18 protein-coding genes are annotated in these 18,881 nt (G+C 42.1%); 14 read left to right on the top strand and 4 right to left on the bottom strand.

What is annotated here, in order from left to right; translation table 11 throughout:
* The first annotated feature begins 12 nt into the window (after nucleotides 1–12).
* The 8 genes from lpxD to tilS all read left to right on the top strand — a co-directional run bounded on the left by lpxD (nucleotide 13) and on the right by tilS (nucleotide 10,178).
* On the top strand, nucleotides 13–1,023 hold the full coding sequence (gene lpxD / locus JFU56_RS20395) for a UDP-3-O-(3-hydroxymyristoyl)glucosamine N-acyltransferase (RefSeq protein WP_198439086.1): 1,011 nt from the start codon (nucleotides 13–15) through the stop codon (nucleotides 1,021–1,023).
* A 43-nt stretch (nucleotides 1,024–1,066) separates the two neighbouring features.
* Nucleotides 1,067–1,522, top strand: a complete 456-nt coding sequence (gene fabZ / locus JFU56_RS20400; protein WP_198439087.1) for a 3-hydroxyacyl-ACP dehydratase FabZ — start codon at nucleotides 1,067–1,069, stop codon at nucleotides 1,520–1,522.
* Complete coding sequence (lpxA, locus tag JFU56_RS20405; RefSeq protein WP_198439088.1) at nucleotides 1,522–2,292, top strand: acyl-ACP--UDP-N-acetylglucosamine O-acyltransferase; 771 nt, start codon at nucleotides 1,522–1,524, stop codon at nucleotides 2,290–2,292. The genes fabZ and lpxA overlap by 1 nt, the downstream gene beginning before the upstream one ends.
* Before the next feature lie 25 nt (nucleotides 2,293–2,317).
* A complete protein-coding gene (gene lpxB, locus JFU56_RS20410) occupies nucleotides 2,318–3,502 on the top strand; it encodes a lipid-A-disaccharide synthase (RefSeq protein WP_198439089.1) in 1,185 nt (394 codons plus the stop codon).
* Nucleotides 3,495–4,094 carry a ribonuclease HII gene (gene rnhB / locus JFU56_RS20415; RefSeq protein WP_198439090.1) on the top strand — a complete coding sequence of 200 codons (600 nt, stop codon included), beginning with the start codon at nucleotides 3,495–3,497 and terminating at the stop codon, nucleotides 4,092–4,094. Before lpxB ends, rnhB begins: the two co-directional genes overlap by 8 nt.
* Nucleotides 4,095–4,174: 80 nt before the next feature.
* Nucleotides 4,175–7,654 carry a DNA polymerase III subunit alpha gene (dnaE, locus tag JFU56_RS20420; RefSeq protein WP_198439091.1) on the top strand — a complete coding sequence of 1,160 codons (3,480 nt, stop codon included), beginning with the start codon at nucleotides 4,175–4,177 and terminating at the stop codon, nucleotides 7,652–7,654.
* A gap of 66 nt (nucleotides 7,655–7,720) precedes the next feature.
* Nucleotides 7,721–8,671 carry an acetyl-CoA carboxylase carboxyl transferase subunit alpha gene (gene accA, locus JFU56_RS20425; protein ID WP_198439092.1) on the top strand — a complete coding sequence of 317 codons (951 nt, stop codon included), beginning with the start codon at nucleotides 7,721–7,723 and terminating at the stop codon, nucleotides 8,669–8,671.
* A gap of 127 nt (nucleotides 8,672–8,798) precedes the next feature.
* Nucleotides 8,799–10,178, top strand: a complete 1,380-nt coding sequence (gene tilS, locus JFU56_RS20430) for a tRNA lysidine(34) synthetase TilS (protein ID WP_242066040.1) — start codon at nucleotides 8,799–8,801, stop codon at nucleotides 10,176–10,178.
* Between the two features lie 68 nt (nucleotides 10,179–10,246).
* Here the strand turns inward: tilS and hutZ are convergent, their stop codons facing one another.
* A complete protein-coding gene (gene hutZ / locus JFU56_RS20435; RefSeq protein WP_198439094.1) occupies nucleotides 10,247–10,783 on the bottom strand; it encodes a heme utilization protein HutZ in 537 nt (178 codons plus the stop codon).
* 54 nt (nucleotides 10,784–10,837) lie between these two features.
* Complete coding sequence (hutX, locus tag JFU56_RS20440) at nucleotides 10,838–11,374, bottom strand: heme utilization cystosolic carrier protein HutX (RefSeq protein WP_198439095.1); 537 nt, start codon at nucleotides 11,372–11,374, stop codon at nucleotides 10,838–10,840.
* A 216-nt stretch (nucleotides 11,375–11,590) separates the two neighbouring features.
* Between hutX and JFU56_RS20445 the strand changes: the two genes are divergently transcribed.
* The 6 genes from JFU56_RS20445 (at nucleotide 11,591) to folA (ending at nucleotide 16,172) form a co-directional block, all read left to right on the top strand.
* Complete coding sequence (locus JFU56_RS20445; protein WP_198439096.1) at nucleotides 11,591–12,436, top strand: hemin ABC transporter substrate-binding protein; 846 nt, start codon at nucleotides 11,591–11,593, stop codon at nucleotides 12,434–12,436.
* 28 nt (nucleotides 12,437–12,464) lie between these two features.
* A complete protein-coding gene (locus JFU56_RS20450; RefSeq protein ID WP_198439097.1) occupies nucleotides 12,465–13,517 on the top strand; it encodes an iron ABC transporter permease in 1,053 nt (350 codons plus the stop codon).
* 4 nt (nucleotides 13,518–13,521) lie between these two features.
* A complete protein-coding gene (locus tag JFU56_RS20455) occupies nucleotides 13,522–14,310 on the top strand; it encodes a heme ABC transporter ATP-binding protein (RefSeq protein WP_198439098.1) in 789 nt (262 codons plus the stop codon).
* A gap of 68 nt (nucleotides 14,311–14,378) precedes the next feature.
* Nucleotides 14,379–15,206 carry a threonine/serine exporter ThrE family protein gene (locus tag JFU56_RS20460; protein WP_198439099.1) on the top strand — a complete coding sequence of 276 codons (828 nt, stop codon included), beginning with the start codon at nucleotides 14,379–14,381 and terminating at the stop codon, nucleotides 15,204–15,206.
* Nucleotides 15,203–15,670: a threonine/serine exporter family protein gene (locus JFU56_RS20465; protein ID WP_198439100.1), complete on the top strand. Its 468-nt coding sequence runs from the start codon at nucleotides 15,203–15,205 to the stop codon at nucleotides 15,668–15,670. Before JFU56_RS20460 ends, JFU56_RS20465 begins: the two co-directional genes overlap by 4 nt.
* 13 nt (nucleotides 15,671–15,683) lie before the next feature.
* A complete protein-coding gene (gene folA, locus JFU56_RS20470; protein ID WP_374221060.1) occupies nucleotides 15,684–16,172 on the top strand; it encodes a type 3 dihydrofolate reductase in 489 nt (162 codons plus the stop codon).
* Between the two features lie 133 nt (nucleotides 16,173–16,305).
* On the opposite strand, the gene putP is transcribed toward folA, so the two are convergent.
* Together putP and JFU56_RS20480 are read right to left on the bottom strand one after the other, a co-directional pair.
* On the bottom strand, nucleotides 16,306–17,796 hold the full coding sequence (gene putP / locus JFU56_RS20475) for a sodium/proline symporter PutP (RefSeq protein WP_198439101.1): 1,491 nt from the start codon (nucleotides 17,794–17,796) through the stop codon (nucleotides 16,306–16,308).
* Between the two features lie 218 nt (nucleotides 17,797–18,014).
* On the bottom strand, nucleotides 18,015–18,839 hold the full coding sequence (locus JFU56_RS20480) for a symmetrical bis(5'-nucleosyl)-tetraphosphatase (RefSeq protein WP_198439102.1): 825 nt from the start codon (nucleotides 18,837–18,839) through the stop codon (nucleotides 18,015–18,017).
* Nucleotides 18,840–18,881: the final 42 nt, after the last annotated feature.

Consider the following 18,881-nt stretch of genomic DNA (forward strand, 5'->3'; position numbering starts at 1 on the left):
GAAAGGTTTAACATGGCAATGACGTTACAACAAATAGCAACGGCAATTCAAGCTGAGCTACACGGCGATGGTAGTATCGAAATCAGTACGATTAATTCGATGCAGAATGCACAGCCGGGTAGCATCACTTTTTTAAGCGATAGCAAATACAGCGATCAACTCGCTACTGTTGCAGCCTCTGCTGTCATTGTTAAATCCGATGATCTTGCCGCGTGTAATACCAATGCGTTAGTGATGAAAAATCCGTATGTCGGTTTTGCGTTAGTCGCACAGCTACTTGATACCACTCCCGCACCAGCTACTGATATCGCGCCAAGTGCTGTGATTGCAGACGATGTAGTATTAGGTGACAATGTCGCTATTGGTGCCAATGCCGTTATTGAAACCGGTGTGACGTTAGCTGATAATGTTGTTATTGGTGCCGGTTGTTTTGTTGGTAAAGATACCATCATTGGTCAGAGCACTAAGCTGTGGGCAAATGTTACTATCTACCACAATATTGCAATTGGCAGTGATTGTCTGATCCAAAGTGGCGCTGTAATCGGTGCTGATGGCTTTGGTTATGCAAATGATGGCGGCAAATGGATCAAGATCCCACAACTTGGTCGCGTGATTATTGGCGACCGTGTTGAGATCGGCGCATGCACAACGATTGATCGTGGTGCATTAGATAACACCATTATTAGCGACGGCGTGATTTTAGATAATCAGTGTCAAGTTGGTCATAATGTAGAAATAGGTGAAGACACCGCTATCTCTGGCGGAACTCTGTTAGCAGGAAGCTTAAAACTAGGTAAGCAATGCATGATTGGTGGTGGTAGTGTTATCAATGGTCATATGGAAATAACCGATAACGTTAATATCACAGGTATGTCGATGGTAATGCGCCCGATTGATAAAGCGGGTTTGTATTCATCTGGTATCCCAGCACAAACTAATCGTGAATGGCGTCGTCAAACGGCCCGTGTAATGAAAATTGATGATATGCATAAACGCTTATCTAAACTAGAAAAATTAAGCTAAACCTAAGCGCTATAACGCTTTCGTTGCGACAGGAATTAAAATTTTGAACGAACAAAAAAACACCATTGAAATACAAGAAATCATGAGTCTTTTACCACATCGCTACCCGTTTTTACTGGTTGATCGTGTATTGGATTATGTACCGGGACAATCGATTCATGCAATTAAAAATGTATCGGTAAATGAGCCACAATTTACTGGCCATTTCCCAACCAACCCTATTTTTCCTGGTGTATTGATCTTAGAAGCATTAGCACAAGCATCGGGTTTGTTAGGTTATAAGTCTGATGGCGGTCCAGCAGACAATGAATTGTATTATTTTGCAGGTATTGATAAGGCGCGTTTCCGCAAACCTGTTGTACCTGGTGATGTTTTACATCTACACATCGAATTAATCAAAGAACGCCGTGGTATCGGCCGCTTTACTGCAATTGCAAAAGTTGATGGTAAAGTAGTCTGCGATGCTGAGATCATGTGCGCGAAACGAGAGGCTAACTAGTGATCCATGAAACAGCTATTGTGCATGAAAGCGCAAAAATTGGTAATAATGTAAAAATTGGTCCTTGGACTATCGTTGGTGAAAACGTAGAGATTGGCGATGATTGTGTTATTGCCTCTCATGTTGTTATTAATGGTCCATGCAAGATTGGCAAAGGTAATCGCTTTTTCCAATACGGTTCGATTGGTGAAGAATGCCAAGATCTAAAATATGCGGGTGAACATACGCGTCTTGAGATTGGTGATAATAATGTATTTCGCGAAGGCGTCACCATTCACCGTGGAACAGTACAAGACCAAGGTTTAACCAAAATTGGTAGCAATAGTTTATTCATGGTTAATGCACACGTTGCACACGATGTTATTATCGGTGACAACTGTATTTTTGCTAATAATGCGACCTTAGCGGGTCACGTACACATTGGTGATTACGTTATTTTTGGTGGCCACGCGGCCATTCACCAGTTTGGTAAAGTTGGTTCTCATGCCTTCGTTGCCGGTGGTTCGGTTATCATTAAAGATATCCCGCCTTATGTAATGGCATCTGGCCATCACGCTAAACCTTTTGGTATCAACTCTGAAGGCCTTAAGCGCCGCGGATTTGACGCTGAAGCGATTAAAGCTGTTAAGCGTGCTTATCGTGTATTATTCCGTCAAGGTAATACAGTTGCTGAAGCATTAGCGGCATTAGAAGAAAGTGCAAACGAACAACCAAGCGTTGCTTTGTTTACAGAATTTTTAAAAACCAATGAACGTGGTATTATTCGTTAATCGTATTCTTTATAGATAGCTTACAATGACAACGAAACCATTACGTATTGGTATTATCGCCGGGGAAGTCTCCGGCGATATTTTAGCTGCCGCCCTGATCAAAGAAATTCAATCCCGTCACCCTGATGCCATTTTCGAAGGTATTGCTGGACCACGCATGCAAGCGCTTGGTTTTAATACGCTGTTTGAAATGGAAGAGCTATCTGTTTTTGGTCTCGTCGAAGTACTCGGCCGGTTACCAAGACTGTTTAAAGTCAAACGCGAAGTTCTTGCCCATTTTAAGCAAAATCCACCGGATATCTTTATTGGTGTCGATGCGCCAGATTTTAATATTCCGATTGAATTAAAGCTCAAAGCAGACGGTATAAAAACCGTACATTATGTAAGCCCTTCAGTTTGGGCATGGCGTCAAAAGCGTGTTTTCAAAATTAAAAAAGCAGTGGATATGGTGTTAGCCTTTCTGCCGTTTGAAAAAGCTTTTTATGATGAATACGATGTGCCGTGTCGCTTTGTCGGTCATACTATGGCTGACGCTATTCCATTGGCCGGTGCGGATAAACAAGCGGCAATTAACGAGCTTAAACTGGATCCTAAGCAGCGTTATGTAGCCATTTTACCGGGCAGTCGTGCTGGTGAAGTTGGATTGCTGTCTGCAAGTTTTTTAGAAACGGCTATTTTATTAAAACAGCGCTTTAGTGACTTACAGTTTGTGATCCCGATGGTGAATGAAGAGCGTAAAGCACAATTTCTCGCTATTAAGCAAGAAGTCGCGCCTGACCTCGATGTCATCATTTTAGATGGTCATGCGCGTGAAGCGATGGCTGTTGCTGATGCTGTATTGTTAGCGTCTGGCACCGCGGCATTGGAAACCATGTTGATGAAACGTGCTATGGTGGTAGGTTATCGGGTTAAACCGCTAACCTATAAGATCATGCTACGCTTGATGAAAGCACCATTTGTATCATTACCTAACTTATTAGCGAAAAAAGAAATTGTCGCAGAACGGTTACAAGATGATTGCCAGCCAGAAATCTTAGCGGATGAGATGGCTAAGTTGCTAACAACGGATAACGCTGCGTTAATCGAACATTTTACTGAATTACATGAGCAAATTCGTTGTCATGCCGACAAACAAGCAGCAGATGCCGTACTTGAATTAATTAATGAAAATAATATCCCAGCAGTAGAGCAGGTAACTAAAAATGTATGATGAAATAATTTACCCTGAAGGGAAACTTGTTGCTGGTGTTGACGAAGTCGGACGTGGACCATTGGTCGGTGATGTGGTCACGGCTGCAGTGATATTAGACCCGAATAATCCTATTATCGGCTTAACGGATTCAAAAAAATTAAGTGAGAAAAAACGCCAGCTATTGTTTCCTGAAATTAAAGAGAAAGCATTAGCTTGGAGTATTGGCCGTTGTAGTCCTGCTGAGATAGATGAACTGAACATCTTACAAGCGACGATGGTTGCTATGCAACGCGCTGTGGCGGGCTTAGCGATTCAACCTGAGCATGTATTTATTGATGGTAATCGTTGCCCTGCATTGCCTATGTTTGCTGAGGCGATTGTTAAAGGTGATTTACGCGTAGCCGAGATAAGTGCTGCGTCAATCTTAGCAAAAGTCGTGCGTGATACCGAGATGGAAGCACTGGATAAGCGTTTTCCTGAATACGGTTTTGCTCAGCATAAAGGTTATCCAACCAAGGCGCATATGGAAAAATTAGCCGAGCTTGGGCCGACTGAAGAATACCGTAAAAGTTTTAAACCGGTGCAACGCGCGTTAGGTTTGTTAAAATAAGGTGAGGTGGCGGCACGCTACTTGATCGTTATAGTTTCTCGTTTATTTTATCTACTCTCAATTAGCAGAAAGTTTTATTTATGGCAGAACCACGTTTTATTCACCTGCATTTACACTCTGAATTCTCAATGGTGGACAGCTTAGTACGTATTAAACGTCTTGCTCCCCGCTTACAAGAACTCAATATGCCCGCAGTCGCGTTAACCGATCAAACTAATATGTGTGCGTTGGTTAAGTTTTATGGTGCGATGGAACGCACTGGTGTTAAACCTATTATTGGCGCTGACTTTTGGGTACAAAGTGAAGAGTACCCTGAAGAGCAATTTAAGATCACGGCACTGGCTAAAGATAATAAAGGCTATAACAACATCACCGTGCTGATCTCGAAAGCGTATGGCCGTGGTCATGTTGATGGTCGTGCCATTATTGATAAAGCGTGGTTAGCAGAACATGCTGAAGGTATTATCTTATTATCTGGTGCTCGTAATGGTGATGTCGGTAAAGCGTTATTAAAAGGTAATGCGGCACTTGCTCAGCAATGCCTAGCCTTCTATCAAACCAATTTTCCTGATAGTTATTATCTTGAGTTAATTCGTACAGGCCGTCCAGACGAAGAAGCGTATCTGCATATGGCTGTTGATTTGGCGACTCAGTATCAACTCCCTGTTGTGGCAACCAATGATGTTGTGTTCTTACATGAAGATGAATTTGATGCCCATGAAATTCGTGTATCTATTCATGATGGTTATACACTAGAAGATAAGCGTCGTCCTCGGTTATACAGCAAAGAACAATACTTACGCAGCGAAGATGAAATGTGTGAGTTATTTGCTGATATACCTGAAGCATTGGCTAACTCGGTTGAAATTGCCAAACGCTGTAATGCGACAGTGCGCTTAGGTGAGTATTTCTTACCTAACTTCCCAACAGGTGAGCTTTCCACCGAAGACTTTTTAGTTAAAGTATCTGAAGATGGCTTGGTTGAACGTTTAGATTTCCTTTTTCCTGATCCGGCTGAGCGTGAACGACAGCGCCCCGCTTATGAAGAACGTTTAGACATCGAACTTAAAGTAATTAATAACATGGGATTCCCTGGTTACTTCTTGATCGTAATGGAGTTCATTCAGTGGAGTAAAGATAACAATATTCCTGTTGGCCCTGGTCGAGGGTCCGGCGCGGGTTCATTAGTGGCTTATGCCCTGAAAATTACCGACCTTGATCCAATTGAATATGAATTACTGTTCGAACGTTTCTTGAATCCAGAACGTGTCTCTATGCCCGATTTCGATGTCGATTTCTGTATGGATCGTCGTGATGAAGTAATCGATCACGTTGCCGAAATGTATGGTCGTGATGCAGTAAGTCAGATTATCACCTTTGGTACCATGGCGGCAAAAGCGGTAATTCGCGATGTAGGACGTGTGCTTGGTCACCCGTTTGGTTTTGTTGATCGTATTTCCAAACTGATCCCTGGTGATCCGGGGATGACTTTAACCAAAGCATGGGATGTAGAACCCCGATTAGATGAATTATATCAAGGTGATGAAGAAGTTCGTGCGCTGGTTGATATGGCACGTATTCTGGAAGGTGTTATCCGTAACGCGGGTAAACACGCCGGTGGTGTTGTTATTTCACCGACATTGATTACCGACTTCTCACCACTATATTGTGATGATCTAGGTAGTAACCCGGTTACCCAATTTGATAAAAATGATGTGGAAGAAGCCGGACTGGTTAAGTTCGATTTCTTGGGCCTACGAACCTTAACCATTATTCAGTGGGCACTGGATATGGCGAACCCACATCTTGTCAAACAAGGTAAAGAAGCGATCCGTATCGAGTCGATCGATATTACTGACCAGAAATGTTTTGACTTATTACAGCGTTCAGAAACAACCGCGGTGTTCCAGCTTGAATCCCGTGGTATGAAAGATCTGATCCGACGCCTTAAACCCGATAGCTTTGAAGATATGATTGCACTGGTGGCCTTGTTCCGTCCTGGTCCATTGCAGTCAGGCATGGTAGATAACTTTATTGACCGTAAGCATGGTCGAGAAGAAGTGTCTTACCCTGATGCGCAGTATCAACATGAATCGTTGAAAGAAATTCTTGATCCGACTTACGGCATTATTTTGTATCAAGAACAAGTAATGCAGATTGCCCAAGTCTTATCTGGTTATACCCTAGGTGGCGCCGACATGTTACGTCGTGCTATGGGTAAGAAAAAACCAGAAGAGATGGAGAAACAGCGCGGTACCTTTAAAGAAGGTGCTGTAAATAATGGCGTCGACGGCGATCTGTCTATGAAAATCTTCGATCTGGTAGAGAAGTTCGCCGGTTACGGTTTCAACAAATCACATTCTGCTGCTTATGCTCTCGTGTCGTATCAAACGCTGTGGATGAAAACGCATTATCCGTCTTATTTCATCGCTGCAGTAATGTCTGCAGATATGGACAATACTGAAAAAGTCGTTACCTTAGTTGATGAAGTTGAACGCATGGGGCTCAAGATTTTACCGCCTGATGTGAACAAAGGTCTGTTTAAATTTAACGTCGATGAAGACCAAACTATTATTTATGGTATTGGTGCTATTAAAGGCGTGGGTGAAGGCCCTATTGATGCGATTATTGCTGCCCGTGAAAGTGGTGGTGAGTTCACTGATTTATTTGATTTTTGTAATCGTGTTGATTTGAAAAAGATCAATAAGCGTATCATGGAAAAGCTAATTTACGCTGGAGCATTAGATAAATTAGGTCCTCATCGCGCTGCTTTACATGCTACCTTACCTGAGGCAATGAAAGCTGCAGCACAACATGCAATGGCCGAGGCTCATGGCCAAAGCGATCTGTTTGGTATTTTAACCACAGAACCTGAAGAGGTTGAAAGCAAGTTTGCTGATGTACCTGAATGGCCTGATAAAGTCTGGTTAGAGGGGGAGCGTGAAACGCTAGGCCTTTACCTCACTGGTCATCCTATTAATCAGTATATTAAAGAAGTTAAGCGTTATTCGAGTAACCGCTTGAAAGACGTGAAACCGACTGAACGTGGTAAAGTTGTGACTGCGGTTGGCTTGGTTATTTCTGCGCAAGTGAAAGTGACGAAAAAAGGTACCCGCATGGGTATTTTGGAAATAGATGATAAGAGTGGCCGCCTAAGTGTGATGTTCTTCTCAGAAGCGTTTGAACGTTATGAAGAATATATAGCTAAAGATCGCATTTTAGTGATTACTGGAGAGGTCAGCTTTGACGATTTCAATGGCGGGTATAAGATGACTGCCAGAGAAGTTATGGATATTGAAGCCGCGCGTGAACGTTATGCGCGAGGCCTCACTCTGCAATTAAATGCAGATAAAATAAATGATGCGTTTATGGGTAAGTTTATGGAAACACTTGAACCTTATCGAGCAGGTACTTGTCCCATAAACATATGTTATCAACGCGCCGACGCGAAGGCAAAAATGACCTTAGGCGTTGAATGGCGAGTATCACCCACCGATGAGCTCCTCTACGGATTAGAGCTGATGTTAGGGTCGGGAAATGTTGATCTTGAATTTGATTAGTACTGACGTGAATAAACTGTCGTCATTAGCTATTAGCAATAATATTAGATAAGGAAACAGCGCCTCATGGCCTTAAATTTTTTAGATTTTGAACAGCCTATTGCAGAATTACAGGCTCAAATCGACGAATTAAAACTTGTGTCTGAAAACTCTGACGATGTTGATTTACAAGATGAAATATCACGCTTAGAAAAAAAGAATGCAGAATTAACTAAGAAAATATTCAGTGATATGAAACCTTGGGATGTAGCTAAGATGGCTCGTCATCCACAGCGTCCTTATACACTTGATTATATTGAACATATATGTACTGATTTTGACGAACTTGCGGGTGACCGTGCTTATGCTGATGATAAAGCCATTGTTGGTGGTACTGCGCGTTTAGACGGTATGCCTGTGATGATCATTGGTCAGCAAAAAGGCCGTGATACCAAGGAAAAACTAATACGTAACTTTGGTATGCCACGTCCAGAAGGCTACCGTAAAGCATTACGTTTAATGAAGATGGCTGAAAAATTCAACATGCCTATCATTACCTTCATCGATACGCCGGGAGCATATCCTGGTGTTGGCGCTGAAGAGCGTGGTCAAAGTGAAGCGATTGCACGTAATTTAAAAGAAATGGCTGAGCTAACAGTGCCGGTTATTTGTACTGTGATTGGCGAAGGTGGTTCTGGTGGTGCACTGGCTATTGGTGTTGGTGATCGCGTAAACATGCTGCAATACAGCACTTATTCGGTGATATCTCCAGAAGGTTGTGCGTCAATCTTGTGGAAGTCAGCAGATAAAGCGCCTTTAGCTGCTGAAGCGATGGGCATTACTGCTCAGCGATTGAAGAGTTTAGATTTAATAAATACTGTTATTTCAGAACCTCTAGGTGGTGCACATCGTGATGTACCGTTAATGGCTGCTAATCTGAAAGAACGTATTAAAGCAGATCTTGCAGAGCTTGCGCCACTTGAGTCTGAAACGTTATTAGAGCAACGTTATGAGCGCTTAATGTCATTCGGCATGTAAGACATATATCGTGACGCTTTAGGTCACAAATACAGTTTAAACCGCTGGTAGCGATATCCGCGGTTTTTTTGTATCTCATGTTTTTGTGGGTATACTATTCAGGTCTATTTTAACTGTGATTATACTTGTGGCTACGAACATCGATATCTTTTCTACATTTCAGAATTCGTTATTCCCGCTAACGGCTAGACCGTTGCAAATCGTACTTGCCTATAGCGGTGGCTTAGATTCACATGTGTTATTACACTTACTTAGCCGCTATAAAGAATTATATCCGCAGCATGACTATCTTGCCGTCCATGTCCATCACGGTTTAAGTGATAATGCCGATGCTTGGTTGGCGCATTGCCAATTAACCGCTACAGCCTTAGGCATCAACTTTGCGGCAGAAAAGGTAGTACTTAATGTTGGCAGTCGTGAAAGTTTAGAAGCGAAAGCGCGTAGTGCCCGCTACCAAGCAATTGCTAAGCACCTTAAAGGTGAGTCACTCTTATTATTAGGCCAACATCTTGATGATCAGCTGGAAACTTTTTTGTTACAGCTCAAACGTGGTGCGGGTGTAAAGGGCTTATCAGCAATGGCTGCCAATATGCCCTTTGCATTACAAACAAGCTGCCATATAGCCCGGCCTTTACTGACTCTGCCGCAACAAGCGTTGGTAGATTATGCTACGCAAGCTAATCTACTCTGGGTTGAGGATGAAAGCAATAATGACGCCAGTTATGACCGTAATTTCTTACGTCATCAAATAATCCCCAGCTTAAAACAGCGCTGGCCAAACATTGCGCATACTGTCCATCGTAGTGCCGAGCTCTGTGCTGAGCAGCAAGCATTAGCGGATGAAATTGCAGAAATGGATCTTACTCGCTGCCAACATTTGTTTTCTGGTTTAAAAATCAGTGAGCTGGTTAAGTTATCGAAAATTCGCCGTAACAATGTCATTCGTTTTTGGCTGGCTCTACAGCAGTTACCGATGCCAAGTCGCCATCATTTAGATAAGTTATGGCAAGAAGTTGTCAATGCCGCTGATGATGCCAATCCACAGTTAAGTTGGCAGGCGGGAGAGTTTCGCCGTTATCAAGGTGTGCTTTATAATCAGCAGAAACATACGCAGTTAAAAGATGTTGTTATAGCACTTGAGGATACGCATGCTCAATGTATCGTATTACCGGATAATATCGGCTACCTGCATCTACGAAAGTCATTACAAAGTCCTTTAGGTAAAAATCCTTCAGAAGAGATATTATCTGATCCTACTTGTGTAAGAGCCCCGCTAGATGGGGATACCGTAACAATTCGTTTTCGCGGAGAGGGGAAGTGTCATCCCATTGGGCGCAATGGTTCTCGCAGTATTAAGAAGCTATATCAAGAATACCAAATAGCGCCCTGGTTACGTGATCGTATTCCGCTAGTTTATTATGGTGATGAATTAGTGTGTGCTGTTGGACTTTGGGTATGTAAAGGATATGAGGCGCAGGACGGGCTGTATTGGTATATAACGCGTTAATCCGTATTGAATTAGACACAAAAAAGCAGATGAACTAATCCATCTGCTTTTTTGTTAAATGCCATCTATTAAGCGTTAACTTCTTCTTTAATTTGCTTGTGACCTTGTTCAAGATGAACAAAATCAATATCGTCATTACCATTCACTGTATAGGCTTTACCGAAGCCTCTCACATAGCGGCCTTTCTGTGGCTCGATACGGAATAAACGGAAATCGCTTAATCCACTTAAGTTGGTAACAATTTCACCAAAGCGCGCTTCCAGTGCTGGAATGGCGAGTGCCCAAGATTCACTTTCTCGTGATATTACTTCTGCATTCGCTTTGTATGTTAGACGATGACGGGCAAAGATCTGTTTAGCGTCCTGTTCGTCTTCTAATAACATGAATGATAGATTTTTATTAACCAGTAGATTCTGAGTGTGCTCAGCAATTTCACTGATTAAGATATAATAGCCATCAGTTAAACGTACAAAAGGCGCATAACTAATATGTGGAAACCCATCTTCGCTTAATGTCGATAATAGTAATGTTTGACGCTCTTCTCTAAATTCTGCAATTTTTGGCTGTAAGCGATTTTCTAAACGTTCTTGTTTATTCATTGTCATGATCTGAGTACCCGTTATTTGTGTTTAATTTATTGCTATCTAATTCGTTATTCTCTAACTCGTGACTATCGCAATTTTTTCGTCGCTGATTGTCTGCGTTGATAGCGCATTAAAACGTACTATCTGCTCTGGGTTTACGTCACCATCTTGATTTCGGCCGAGATAAATTTTAAATACGCTGTTACCGCCATGATCAAAGAATTGCACGTAGTAACTTAATTTACCGCGTACTTTACGGGTCAACAAGGCAATTGCAGAGAGGTTATCCAGTTTAAGGTGACCTTGCAGGCCATCACTTTCATGAGACAGGTTGTAATAACCGTAAGCATTTTTGCCTTTTGGTAAGGGGGCTTTCACTTCAAAGACAAAACCTGAGACTTCAATAATGCACGTCACTTTTCCCCAATCAGCAATATCACTTAATAAGCGCTGTGCTTGTTCTGCGGGTAATAGATTAACTTCTTGCTCTGGCAATGCATGAATAACCTGCAGCTCTGTGCAATTAAGTTCAAGGGCAATTTCAATGCTTCTTAATCGTGGCTTGTCTGTCATTAGCTGATGGATCGCATCTCGGGTCGTGTTTTCTTGCATACTGTTAAGCCTTTAAATTACCTTATGATTGACGTTGTGACTGCAGATTAATATAGTTGAAATGATAATGCAACCAATTCTCATTTGCATTGCGTGGGTTTGTTATTTACACTAGCGAACAAATATTAGTTAAATTTGTTCGCTGTCTTTTCATCTAAATACATATCTTTATTTAACTATAAACACTATTAAATTTATTGCAGGGTTGGAATTGAAATGAATAAGGTTTGGGTTAGCGTTTGTTGGTTATTATTGTCATTTGGTAGTGTGGCTGGAGAACGTATCATTAGTGCGGGGGCGGGGGTTACTGAGTTATTAATCGCCTTGGACAAACAAGATGATTTGGTTGCTGTTGATTTAACAAGCCGTTATCCCGCTGTTGCTAAACTACCAGTGGTTGGCTATCACCGCCAATTATCCGCAGAAGGATTATTATCATTAGCACCTGATATGCTGATCGGCAGTAGTGAAATGGGTCCACAGTCGACGCTTGATCTATTATCGCAAAGCGGTGTTGAGGTGATGGTGTTACCGACAGAAACAACAACAGAAAACCTGCTGGATACGATCAAGCAGCTCGGTAATAAATTAGATCGCCAATCACAAGCGACGCAATTAATTACGCAATTAGGCAGTGATATAACGACGCTAGAAGAAAATAATCTGAAAATTAAGCACACGAAGAAAATGTTATTTTTATTGTTAAATGATAAAGGAACTTACACTGCAGCTGGTAGTAATACGACCGCGCACTCGGTCATGACCCTGGCTGGCGCAGTTAACCCCGCGGCGGAACTGAACTCTTATCAAGCATTATCTGCTGAAGCCTTTTTGGCTATGGCGCCCGAAAGTATTTTAGTGAGTGGCCGTCATTGGCAGAAATATCAAGATATTGATACTTTGATCGCTGCCATGCCGTTATTAGCAGAAACACCAGCTGGTCGTAATAAAGCGATTTATGTTATTGATGGTAGCGCATTAATCGGTGGATTAGGATTAAATAGTATCGAGCAAGCAAAGCAACTGCAACGTAAGATATATCCTCAGTTATCTGCAGGTTAGCATTTGAATCAAAGCATTAAGGAGTCATATGTTTGTGAATAGCCGTTGGCCATTACTGTTACCTAGTTTTGTTTTATTGAGCCTCGCCTCTATGGTTGTGCTATCTGTCTCTGTAGGGCCGATGGCGATCTCGTTTGCTGATAGTATTAAAGCATTATTAGCTGATTGGGTTAACTGGCAAGCCCCTGTTAGTGCTCAAAATGCCATTGTTGTCAGTAATATTCGTTTGCCTCGCACACTACTTTGTTTGTCTATTGGTGGAATATTGGGCTTAACAGGTGCTGTGATGCAAGGGGTGTTTCGTAATCCGTTAGCCGATCCGGGTATTATTGGTGTCAGCAGTGGTGCGGCATTAGGTGCTGGACTTGGCATCGTTATTTTTGCTGATTTAATGGTAGATTTACCAGATTGGTTGCAGTTAAGTACAGTATCGTTTTTTGCATTTACCTTTGCATTAGCGGTTTGTTTACTGGTCTATAAACTCGGTACGAGTAGTCAAGGTAGCTCTGTTGTGGTCATGTTGCTTGCGGGCGTTGCTATCAGTGCCATTGCGGGCGCGGGAATGGGTATGTTGACGTATATCGCTGATGATCAAAGCCTACGTGATTTGAGTTTATGGCAGATGGGTTCAATGGCGGGTAGTAATTGGATTAGCATTACGATTAGCAGTATTACCTTAGTATTCTTGCTGGTGGTATTTATGTCATCCGCAAAAGCATTGAATATCTTATTATTAGGTGACGCAGAGGCGGTACATCTTGGTATTGATATTGTGCGGTTAAAACGTCGTTTAATCTTTTGCTGTGCGATCGGTTTAGGTGTTGCTGTCTCTATTGCCGGCATGATCGGATTTATTGGGTTGATTATTCCGCATTTAGTGCGCTTGCTTGTAGGGCCAAACCATCAACGCTTATTACCATTATCAGCCATGCTAGGGGCATTGTTATTATTACTTGCGGATATTATAGCACGCACTGTCATGGCGCCGAGTGAAGTCCCTGTTGGTATTATTACGGCGTTATTGGGTAGTCCTTTCTTTATTATTTTATTACTCCAACAACGTTCTAAGTTAGGGATATAGTCTGATGTTAAATGTGACAACACCTGTGCTGCATTGCCAGCAATTAAATTATCATATTGCGGGTAAATGTATTTTTAATGATCTCAATTTAACGTTAGATGAAGGCGAATTTTTAGCGGTTCTCGGTCCTAATGGCGCGGGTAAAAGTTCTTTGTTCAAAGCCATTACGGGTGAATTAAAACCTAGCTCAGGTACTATTTTTTTAAATGGTGAAATGCGTAGTCAAATTAACATGAGTGAAATTGCTAAAACACTTGCGGTATTACCGCAAAGCGCGAGTTTAAGTTTTGCATTTCAAGTGATTGATGTCGTCCTGATGGGCGGTTTGCAGGCTGACTGTGGTCAAGCGAAAGTACAAGCGCTTGCTGATACTATTTTACGTGAACAAGAGCTCGATCATTTACAGACTCGTTCTTATCCAACATTATCTGGCGGTGAGAAACAACGGGTGCACTTTGCGCGAGTGTTGTTGCAACTAGCCGTAGGCAATAAGAATAAGCCCCAAGTATTGCTATTGGATGAGCCAACAGCTGCCCTTGATATTAACTACCAACATCAGCTATTAAAAAGTGCGAAGCATTTAGCGCAAACAGGTGTTGCGGTTATTGCGGTATTACATGATCTTAATCTTGCGGCTAAATACGCGGATCGGATCATCTTATTGAAAGAAGGTAATATCTGCGCCAATGGTAATGCTAAGCATGTGGTGACCACAGACAATATTCGTGATGTTTATGGTTATGAAAGCACGGTGATTAATAATACTGAGTTTTCGCATCCAATCGTGATGTAACGCAATGGGATTTTATTTTTAAAGATTACAATAAACTATTCAATAAGTGATAGGTAGTGAGCTTTTTCATGGATCCCAACATAACTAATCAACAAACGGCTAATAGAAACATAGCCAATCAGCAAAGCATTAGTCGTGATGAACAAGCTGCTATTACCCGCGTTATTGCACGAGCTGGGCAGTTATTGCAGGCGTATAATGCAGAAAGCCGACTCATAGAACAAACAACAGAACGGCTTGGTATTGCGTTTGGTTTAGACAGCGTTGAAATAGCGCTGACCTCCAAAGCCATCATCCTCACCTCTCGATTCAACGACCACTGCGTGACGACAACACGGACGATGAAGGCCCATGGTATTGATATGGGTATCGTCTGTGAAGTTCAGCGTATTTGTATTTTGGCAGAAAAGCAGATTTATGGTCTTGAGCAGATAAAATTGCGTTTGGATAACTTAGCTGTCCCCAAATACAATGCTGTTACCGTTGCGTGTTTTGTTGCCTTATCCTGTGCTTGTTTTAGTCATTTATTTGGTGGTGATAGTATTGTTTTTATTGCCACTTGGTTCACGAGCTTTGTGGCAATGCGTATTCGCCAGTGGTTAACCCAATTACATCATAATTTACTAACGGTATTTTTCATTACGGCATTTGTTGCTACCTTTATTGGTAGCTTTGCCACTGGTTTTGGCTGGGGCAATATACCTGAGCTGGTGATGGTCACTAGCGTATTACAGCTTGTGCCTGGTTTTCCACTCATTAATGCGGTATCTGATATGGTGAAAGGGCACGTGACCATCGGCATGGCAAGGTGGATGACGGCGACTTTACTTACCCTCGCTTCGACACTCGGTATTGTCCTTGCTATGCAACTAGCGCAACTGGGAGGTTGGATATGAAAGAATTATTACTGATGTTGGTGGGTGACGCGTTTTTCGCCGGAATAGCTGCATTTGGCTTTGCTTTGTTATTTAATGTTCCCCGTCAAGCGTTGTTAGCTTGTGTATTATTTGCAGCCAGTGCCCATGCCGTTAGAACGCTACTGTTACACATGAATGTTCCCATTGAATGGGCGTCATTTATTGCTGCGACTTTATTGGGGCTAGCCACTGTACCTTGGTCGCGGAAAGTGTTGATCCCACGGCCTGTCGTGACGGTAGCTGCTATTATCCCTATGATCCCAGGTGTGTATGCGTATAAAACAATGACAGGCTTGATGACGTTGCACCATCAAGGCTACAGTCTCGCATTGCAGCAGCAAGTCGTTGAAAATGGTTTACTGACCCTTTTTATTTTGACTGGCTTAAGCTTTGGTCTGGCGATCGCACCTGTGCTGGTGTACCGTAACAAGCCTATTGTTTGATTAAGGAATTGTTGTGATTGTTTCCATGATTGCCGCGCTGGCAAATAACCGCGTGATTGGTTTAGATAATAAGATGCCGTGGCATTTACCTGCTGAATTACAATTATTTAAACGTGCGACGTTAGGTAAGCCTATCGTCATGGGACGTAATACCTTTGAATCTATTGGTCGTCCATTACCAGGTCGTTTAAACATCGTATTAAGTCGACAAAGTGATTACACCGCAGATGGTGTGACTGTTGTTGCTACGCTCGAAGATGCTATTGTGGCTGCGGGTGATGTTGAAGAGCTGATGATTATCGGTGGCGCAACAATTTATAATCAGTGCTTAGCAGCGGCTGACCGCCTATATCTGACTCATATTGAATTAACGACAGCAGGGGATACTTGGTTCCCTGATTATGAGCAATACAACTGGCAAGAAATAGAGCAGGAATACTTTGCGGCAGATGATAAAAATCCGCATGACTATCGTTTTAGCTTACTTGAACGAGTGAAGTAGGTATTTGGTCGTAGAAGAGTAAAATAGTTCTGAACTGAACTCGAAAAGAAAGAAAAATGCCGCACTAACACTTTACAGTGATAGTGCGGCATTTTTTATGGGTAAATAGCGAGCGTGTTACCGCTGGTGGCTATTAGTCCATCGTATCTAAAGCAGACTCGTATTCGTCGTACTCTTTTTGGATACTGTAATCGTCTTGTTTACCAATCAGTGAGATGATTATAATAGCTAATGAAGCAAAGATGATACCTGGTACGATTTCATATAAATCGAAAATACCACCACTTAGCTGTTTCCATACCACGACTGTTACCGCACCAATAATGATACCAGCAAGGGCACCATTACGAGTCATACCACGCCAGTATAGCGAGATGATAAGCGCAGGACCAAATGCAGCACCGAAACCAGCCCATGCATATGATACTAAACCAAGTACTGAGCTATCAGGGTTAAGTGCAAGTAGCAATGCAATGATAGAAAGACCGACTACGCCAAAACGACCAACAGTAACCAGTTCTTCGCTTGTCGCTTGTGGACGAATTAACTGTTTGTAGAAATCTTCCGCAAGTGCAGATGATGATACAAGTAGTTGTGAATCCGCAGTACTCATGATTGCCGCTAAGATAGCTGCAAGTAAAATACCAGCAATAACAGGATGGAATATACTGTTCACTAATAGCATAAAGATAGTTTCAGCATCAGCAATCGTGATGTTATTAGTATTGGTATAAACCAAACCCACGAGGCCAACTAGCATAGCACCAAACATCGACAATGAAGTCCAAACAACCGCAATACGGCGTGCTTTAACAAGATCTTTATTGCTACGTGTTGCTTTGAAACGAGCCAGAATGTGTGGCTGACCAAAATAGCCTAAACCCCAAGCTGCTAACGAGATAATCGCAATGGCGCTCAGATCTTCACCTTTACTGTTCTGCCATATTGTTAGTAGTTCTGGATTAATATCACTCATTGCTGATGCAAGGTCGCTAAAGCTGCCGTCCATCGCGCTGAGCGGTACGATTAATAGTGCTGCTGACATTAACAGCCCTTGTACTAAATCAGTCCAAGATACCGCAAGGAACCCACCGAATAACGTATAAGAAACCACACAAGCAGTACCAAGTACTACCGCGATTTGATAATCAAGACCAAATACTGTTTCAAATAATTTACCGCCAGCCACTAAACCTGAGCTTGTATAGAACAAGAAGAACATCAGGATAAAGAATGCAGAACATATTTGAATCGCCTTTGAGTTGTCTTTGAAACGACGAGATAGGAATTCTGGTAGTGTAATTGATTTGGTTACTATGCTGTACGTACGTAAACGTTTTGCACAGATCAACCAGTTCAGCCAAGTACCAATTAATAAACCACCTGCTAACCAGATTGCTTCCATACCGGCTGCATAGGCATAACCAGGTAAACCAAGCAGTAACCAACCACTCATATCTGAGGCACCGGCAGATAATGCAGCTGGCCAAGGACCTAAATTACGCCCACCTAAAAAGTAGTCTGTTGAACTTTTGGTTTGTCGATAAGCATACACACCGATACCAAGCATAACGGCAAGGTAAACTAGGAATGTAGCTGTAATAATGAAATTATTTTCAATCATGTATATAGCCTTAGTTGTAAAATTGTTATGTATTTTTATTTTTATTTGTTATTTCTATAGCTAAGCTCAACCAAACTACGTCAATATACTGCTTTTAGATAATATTGATGTGGGTAGGCTAAAATTTAGGAGGCAGTATATACGAACAATTATGTTATTACTTAACATAAGATCAACACTGTGATAACCCGCTTATTATTTAATCTTATTCTAGTCAATTATGTCGCATGAATAGGGCAGGTAACGGAAAAAACTGCCTTATCTTCCCAGCGCAACATGGTTAGGCTATTTCCCCAAACGCAGCCAGTATCAAGTGTTGTGGCATTCTCATGACTGCAATTACCTTCTAATGCTGCCCAGTGACCAAAAATAACATGAGCGCCATCGAGATGTGAACCGGCGACTTCATACCAGGGGATATGTTGGGCATTGTCATTTTCTGCTGGCGAATGTTTGTTATGAAACTCGAGTTGGCCATTCGGGGCGCAAAAACGCATTCGAGTAAACGCATTAATAATAAAGCGAGAGCGATCAAAGCTTTGTAGTTCGTCTTGCCAATAGTCTGGATGCGAGCCATACATCTGCGCCAATAAGGTTTGGTAATCATCTGCGCGTAATTGTGCATTAATCTCTTCAGCATAAAGCCTTGCTTGGTGTTGAGTCCATTGTGGGCTAATACCAGCATGTACCATGATAATATTAAAAACGTCATGGTAAGCAAGCAGTGGCTGTTGGCGTAGCCATAATAATAACTCATCTTTATCTTCTGCGCTAAATATTGGTTGTGTCTTATCCTTAGGGTTTAGCTTAGCTAATCCTGCATCAATAGCGAGTAAATGTAAGTCATGATTCCCCAGTACTGTAATAGCCGCAGCGCCAAGATTCTTAACAAAACGCAGAGTTTCTAATGATTTTGGCCCGCGAGCGACCAGATCGCCGGTTAACCAAAGTTGATCACATTGTGGATCAAAATTCGCTTGCTGCAGCAGATCTTGGAGATCGTCGAAACAACCTTGAATATCACCAACAAAATACGTTGCCATATATCAGTTACCTTTGTGACTAAATTTAATGAAGAGGATGGA

Source organism: Moritella sp. F3, from assembly GCF_015082335.1.
Classification (GTDB): domain Bacteria; phylum Pseudomonadota; class Gammaproteobacteria; order Enterobacterales; family Moritellaceae; genus Moritella.

What these genes read in the sequence shown, in the direction of transcription:
- lpxD (WP_198439086.1), top strand. Translation starts at nt 13, where the DNA reads ATGGCAATGACGTTACAACAAATAGCAACGGCAATTCAAGCTGAGCTA.
- lpxB (WP_198439089.1), top strand. Translation starts at nt 2,318, where the DNA reads ATGACAACGAAACCATTACGTATTGGTATTATCGCCGGGGAAGTCTCC.
- rnhB (WP_198439090.1), top strand. Translation starts at nt 3,495, where the DNA reads ATGTATGATGAAATAATTTACCCTGAAGGGAAACTTGTTGCTGGTGTT.
- dnaE (WP_198439091.1), top strand. Translation starts at nt 4,175, where the DNA reads ATGGCAGAACCACGTTTTATTCACCTGCATTTACACTCTGAATTCTCA.
- accA (WP_198439092.1), top strand. Translation starts at nt 7,721, where the DNA reads ATGGCCTTAAATTTTTTAGATTTTGAACAGCCTATTGCAGAATTACAG.
- hutZ (WP_198439094.1), bottom strand. Translation starts at nt 10,783, where the DNA reads ATGACAATGAATAAACAAGAACGTTTAGAAAATCGCTTACAGCCAAAA.
- hutX (WP_198439095.1), bottom strand. Translation starts at nt 11,374, where the DNA reads ATGCAAGAAAACACGACCCGAGATGCGATCCATCAGCTAATGACAGAC.
- JFU56_RS20445 (WP_198439096.1), top strand. Translation starts at nt 11,591, where the DNA reads ATGAATAAGGTTTGGGTTAGCGTTTGTTGGTTATTATTGTCATTTGGT.
- JFU56_RS20450 (WP_198439097.1), top strand. Translation starts at nt 12,465, where the DNA reads ATGTTTGTGAATAGCCGTTGGCCATTACTGTTACCTAGTTTTGTTTTA.
- JFU56_RS20455 (WP_198439098.1), top strand. Translation starts at nt 13,522, where the DNA reads ATGTTAAATGTGACAACACCTGTGCTGCATTGCCAGCAATTAAATTAT.
- JFU56_RS20460 (WP_198439099.1), top strand. Translation starts at nt 14,379, where the DNA reads ATGGATCCCAACATAACTAATCAACAAACGGCTAATAGAAACATAGCC.
- JFU56_RS20465 (WP_198439100.1), top strand. Translation starts at nt 15,203, where the DNA reads ATGAAAGAATTATTACTGATGTTGGTGGGTGACGCGTTTTTCGCCGGA.
- putP (WP_198439101.1), bottom strand. Translation starts at nt 17,796, where the DNA reads ATGATTGAAAATAATTTCATTATTACAGCTACATTCCTAGTTTACCTT.
- JFU56_RS20480 (WP_198439102.1), bottom strand. Translation starts at nt 18,839, where the DNA reads ATGGCAACGTATTTTGTTGGTGATATTCAAGGTTGTTTCGACGATCTC.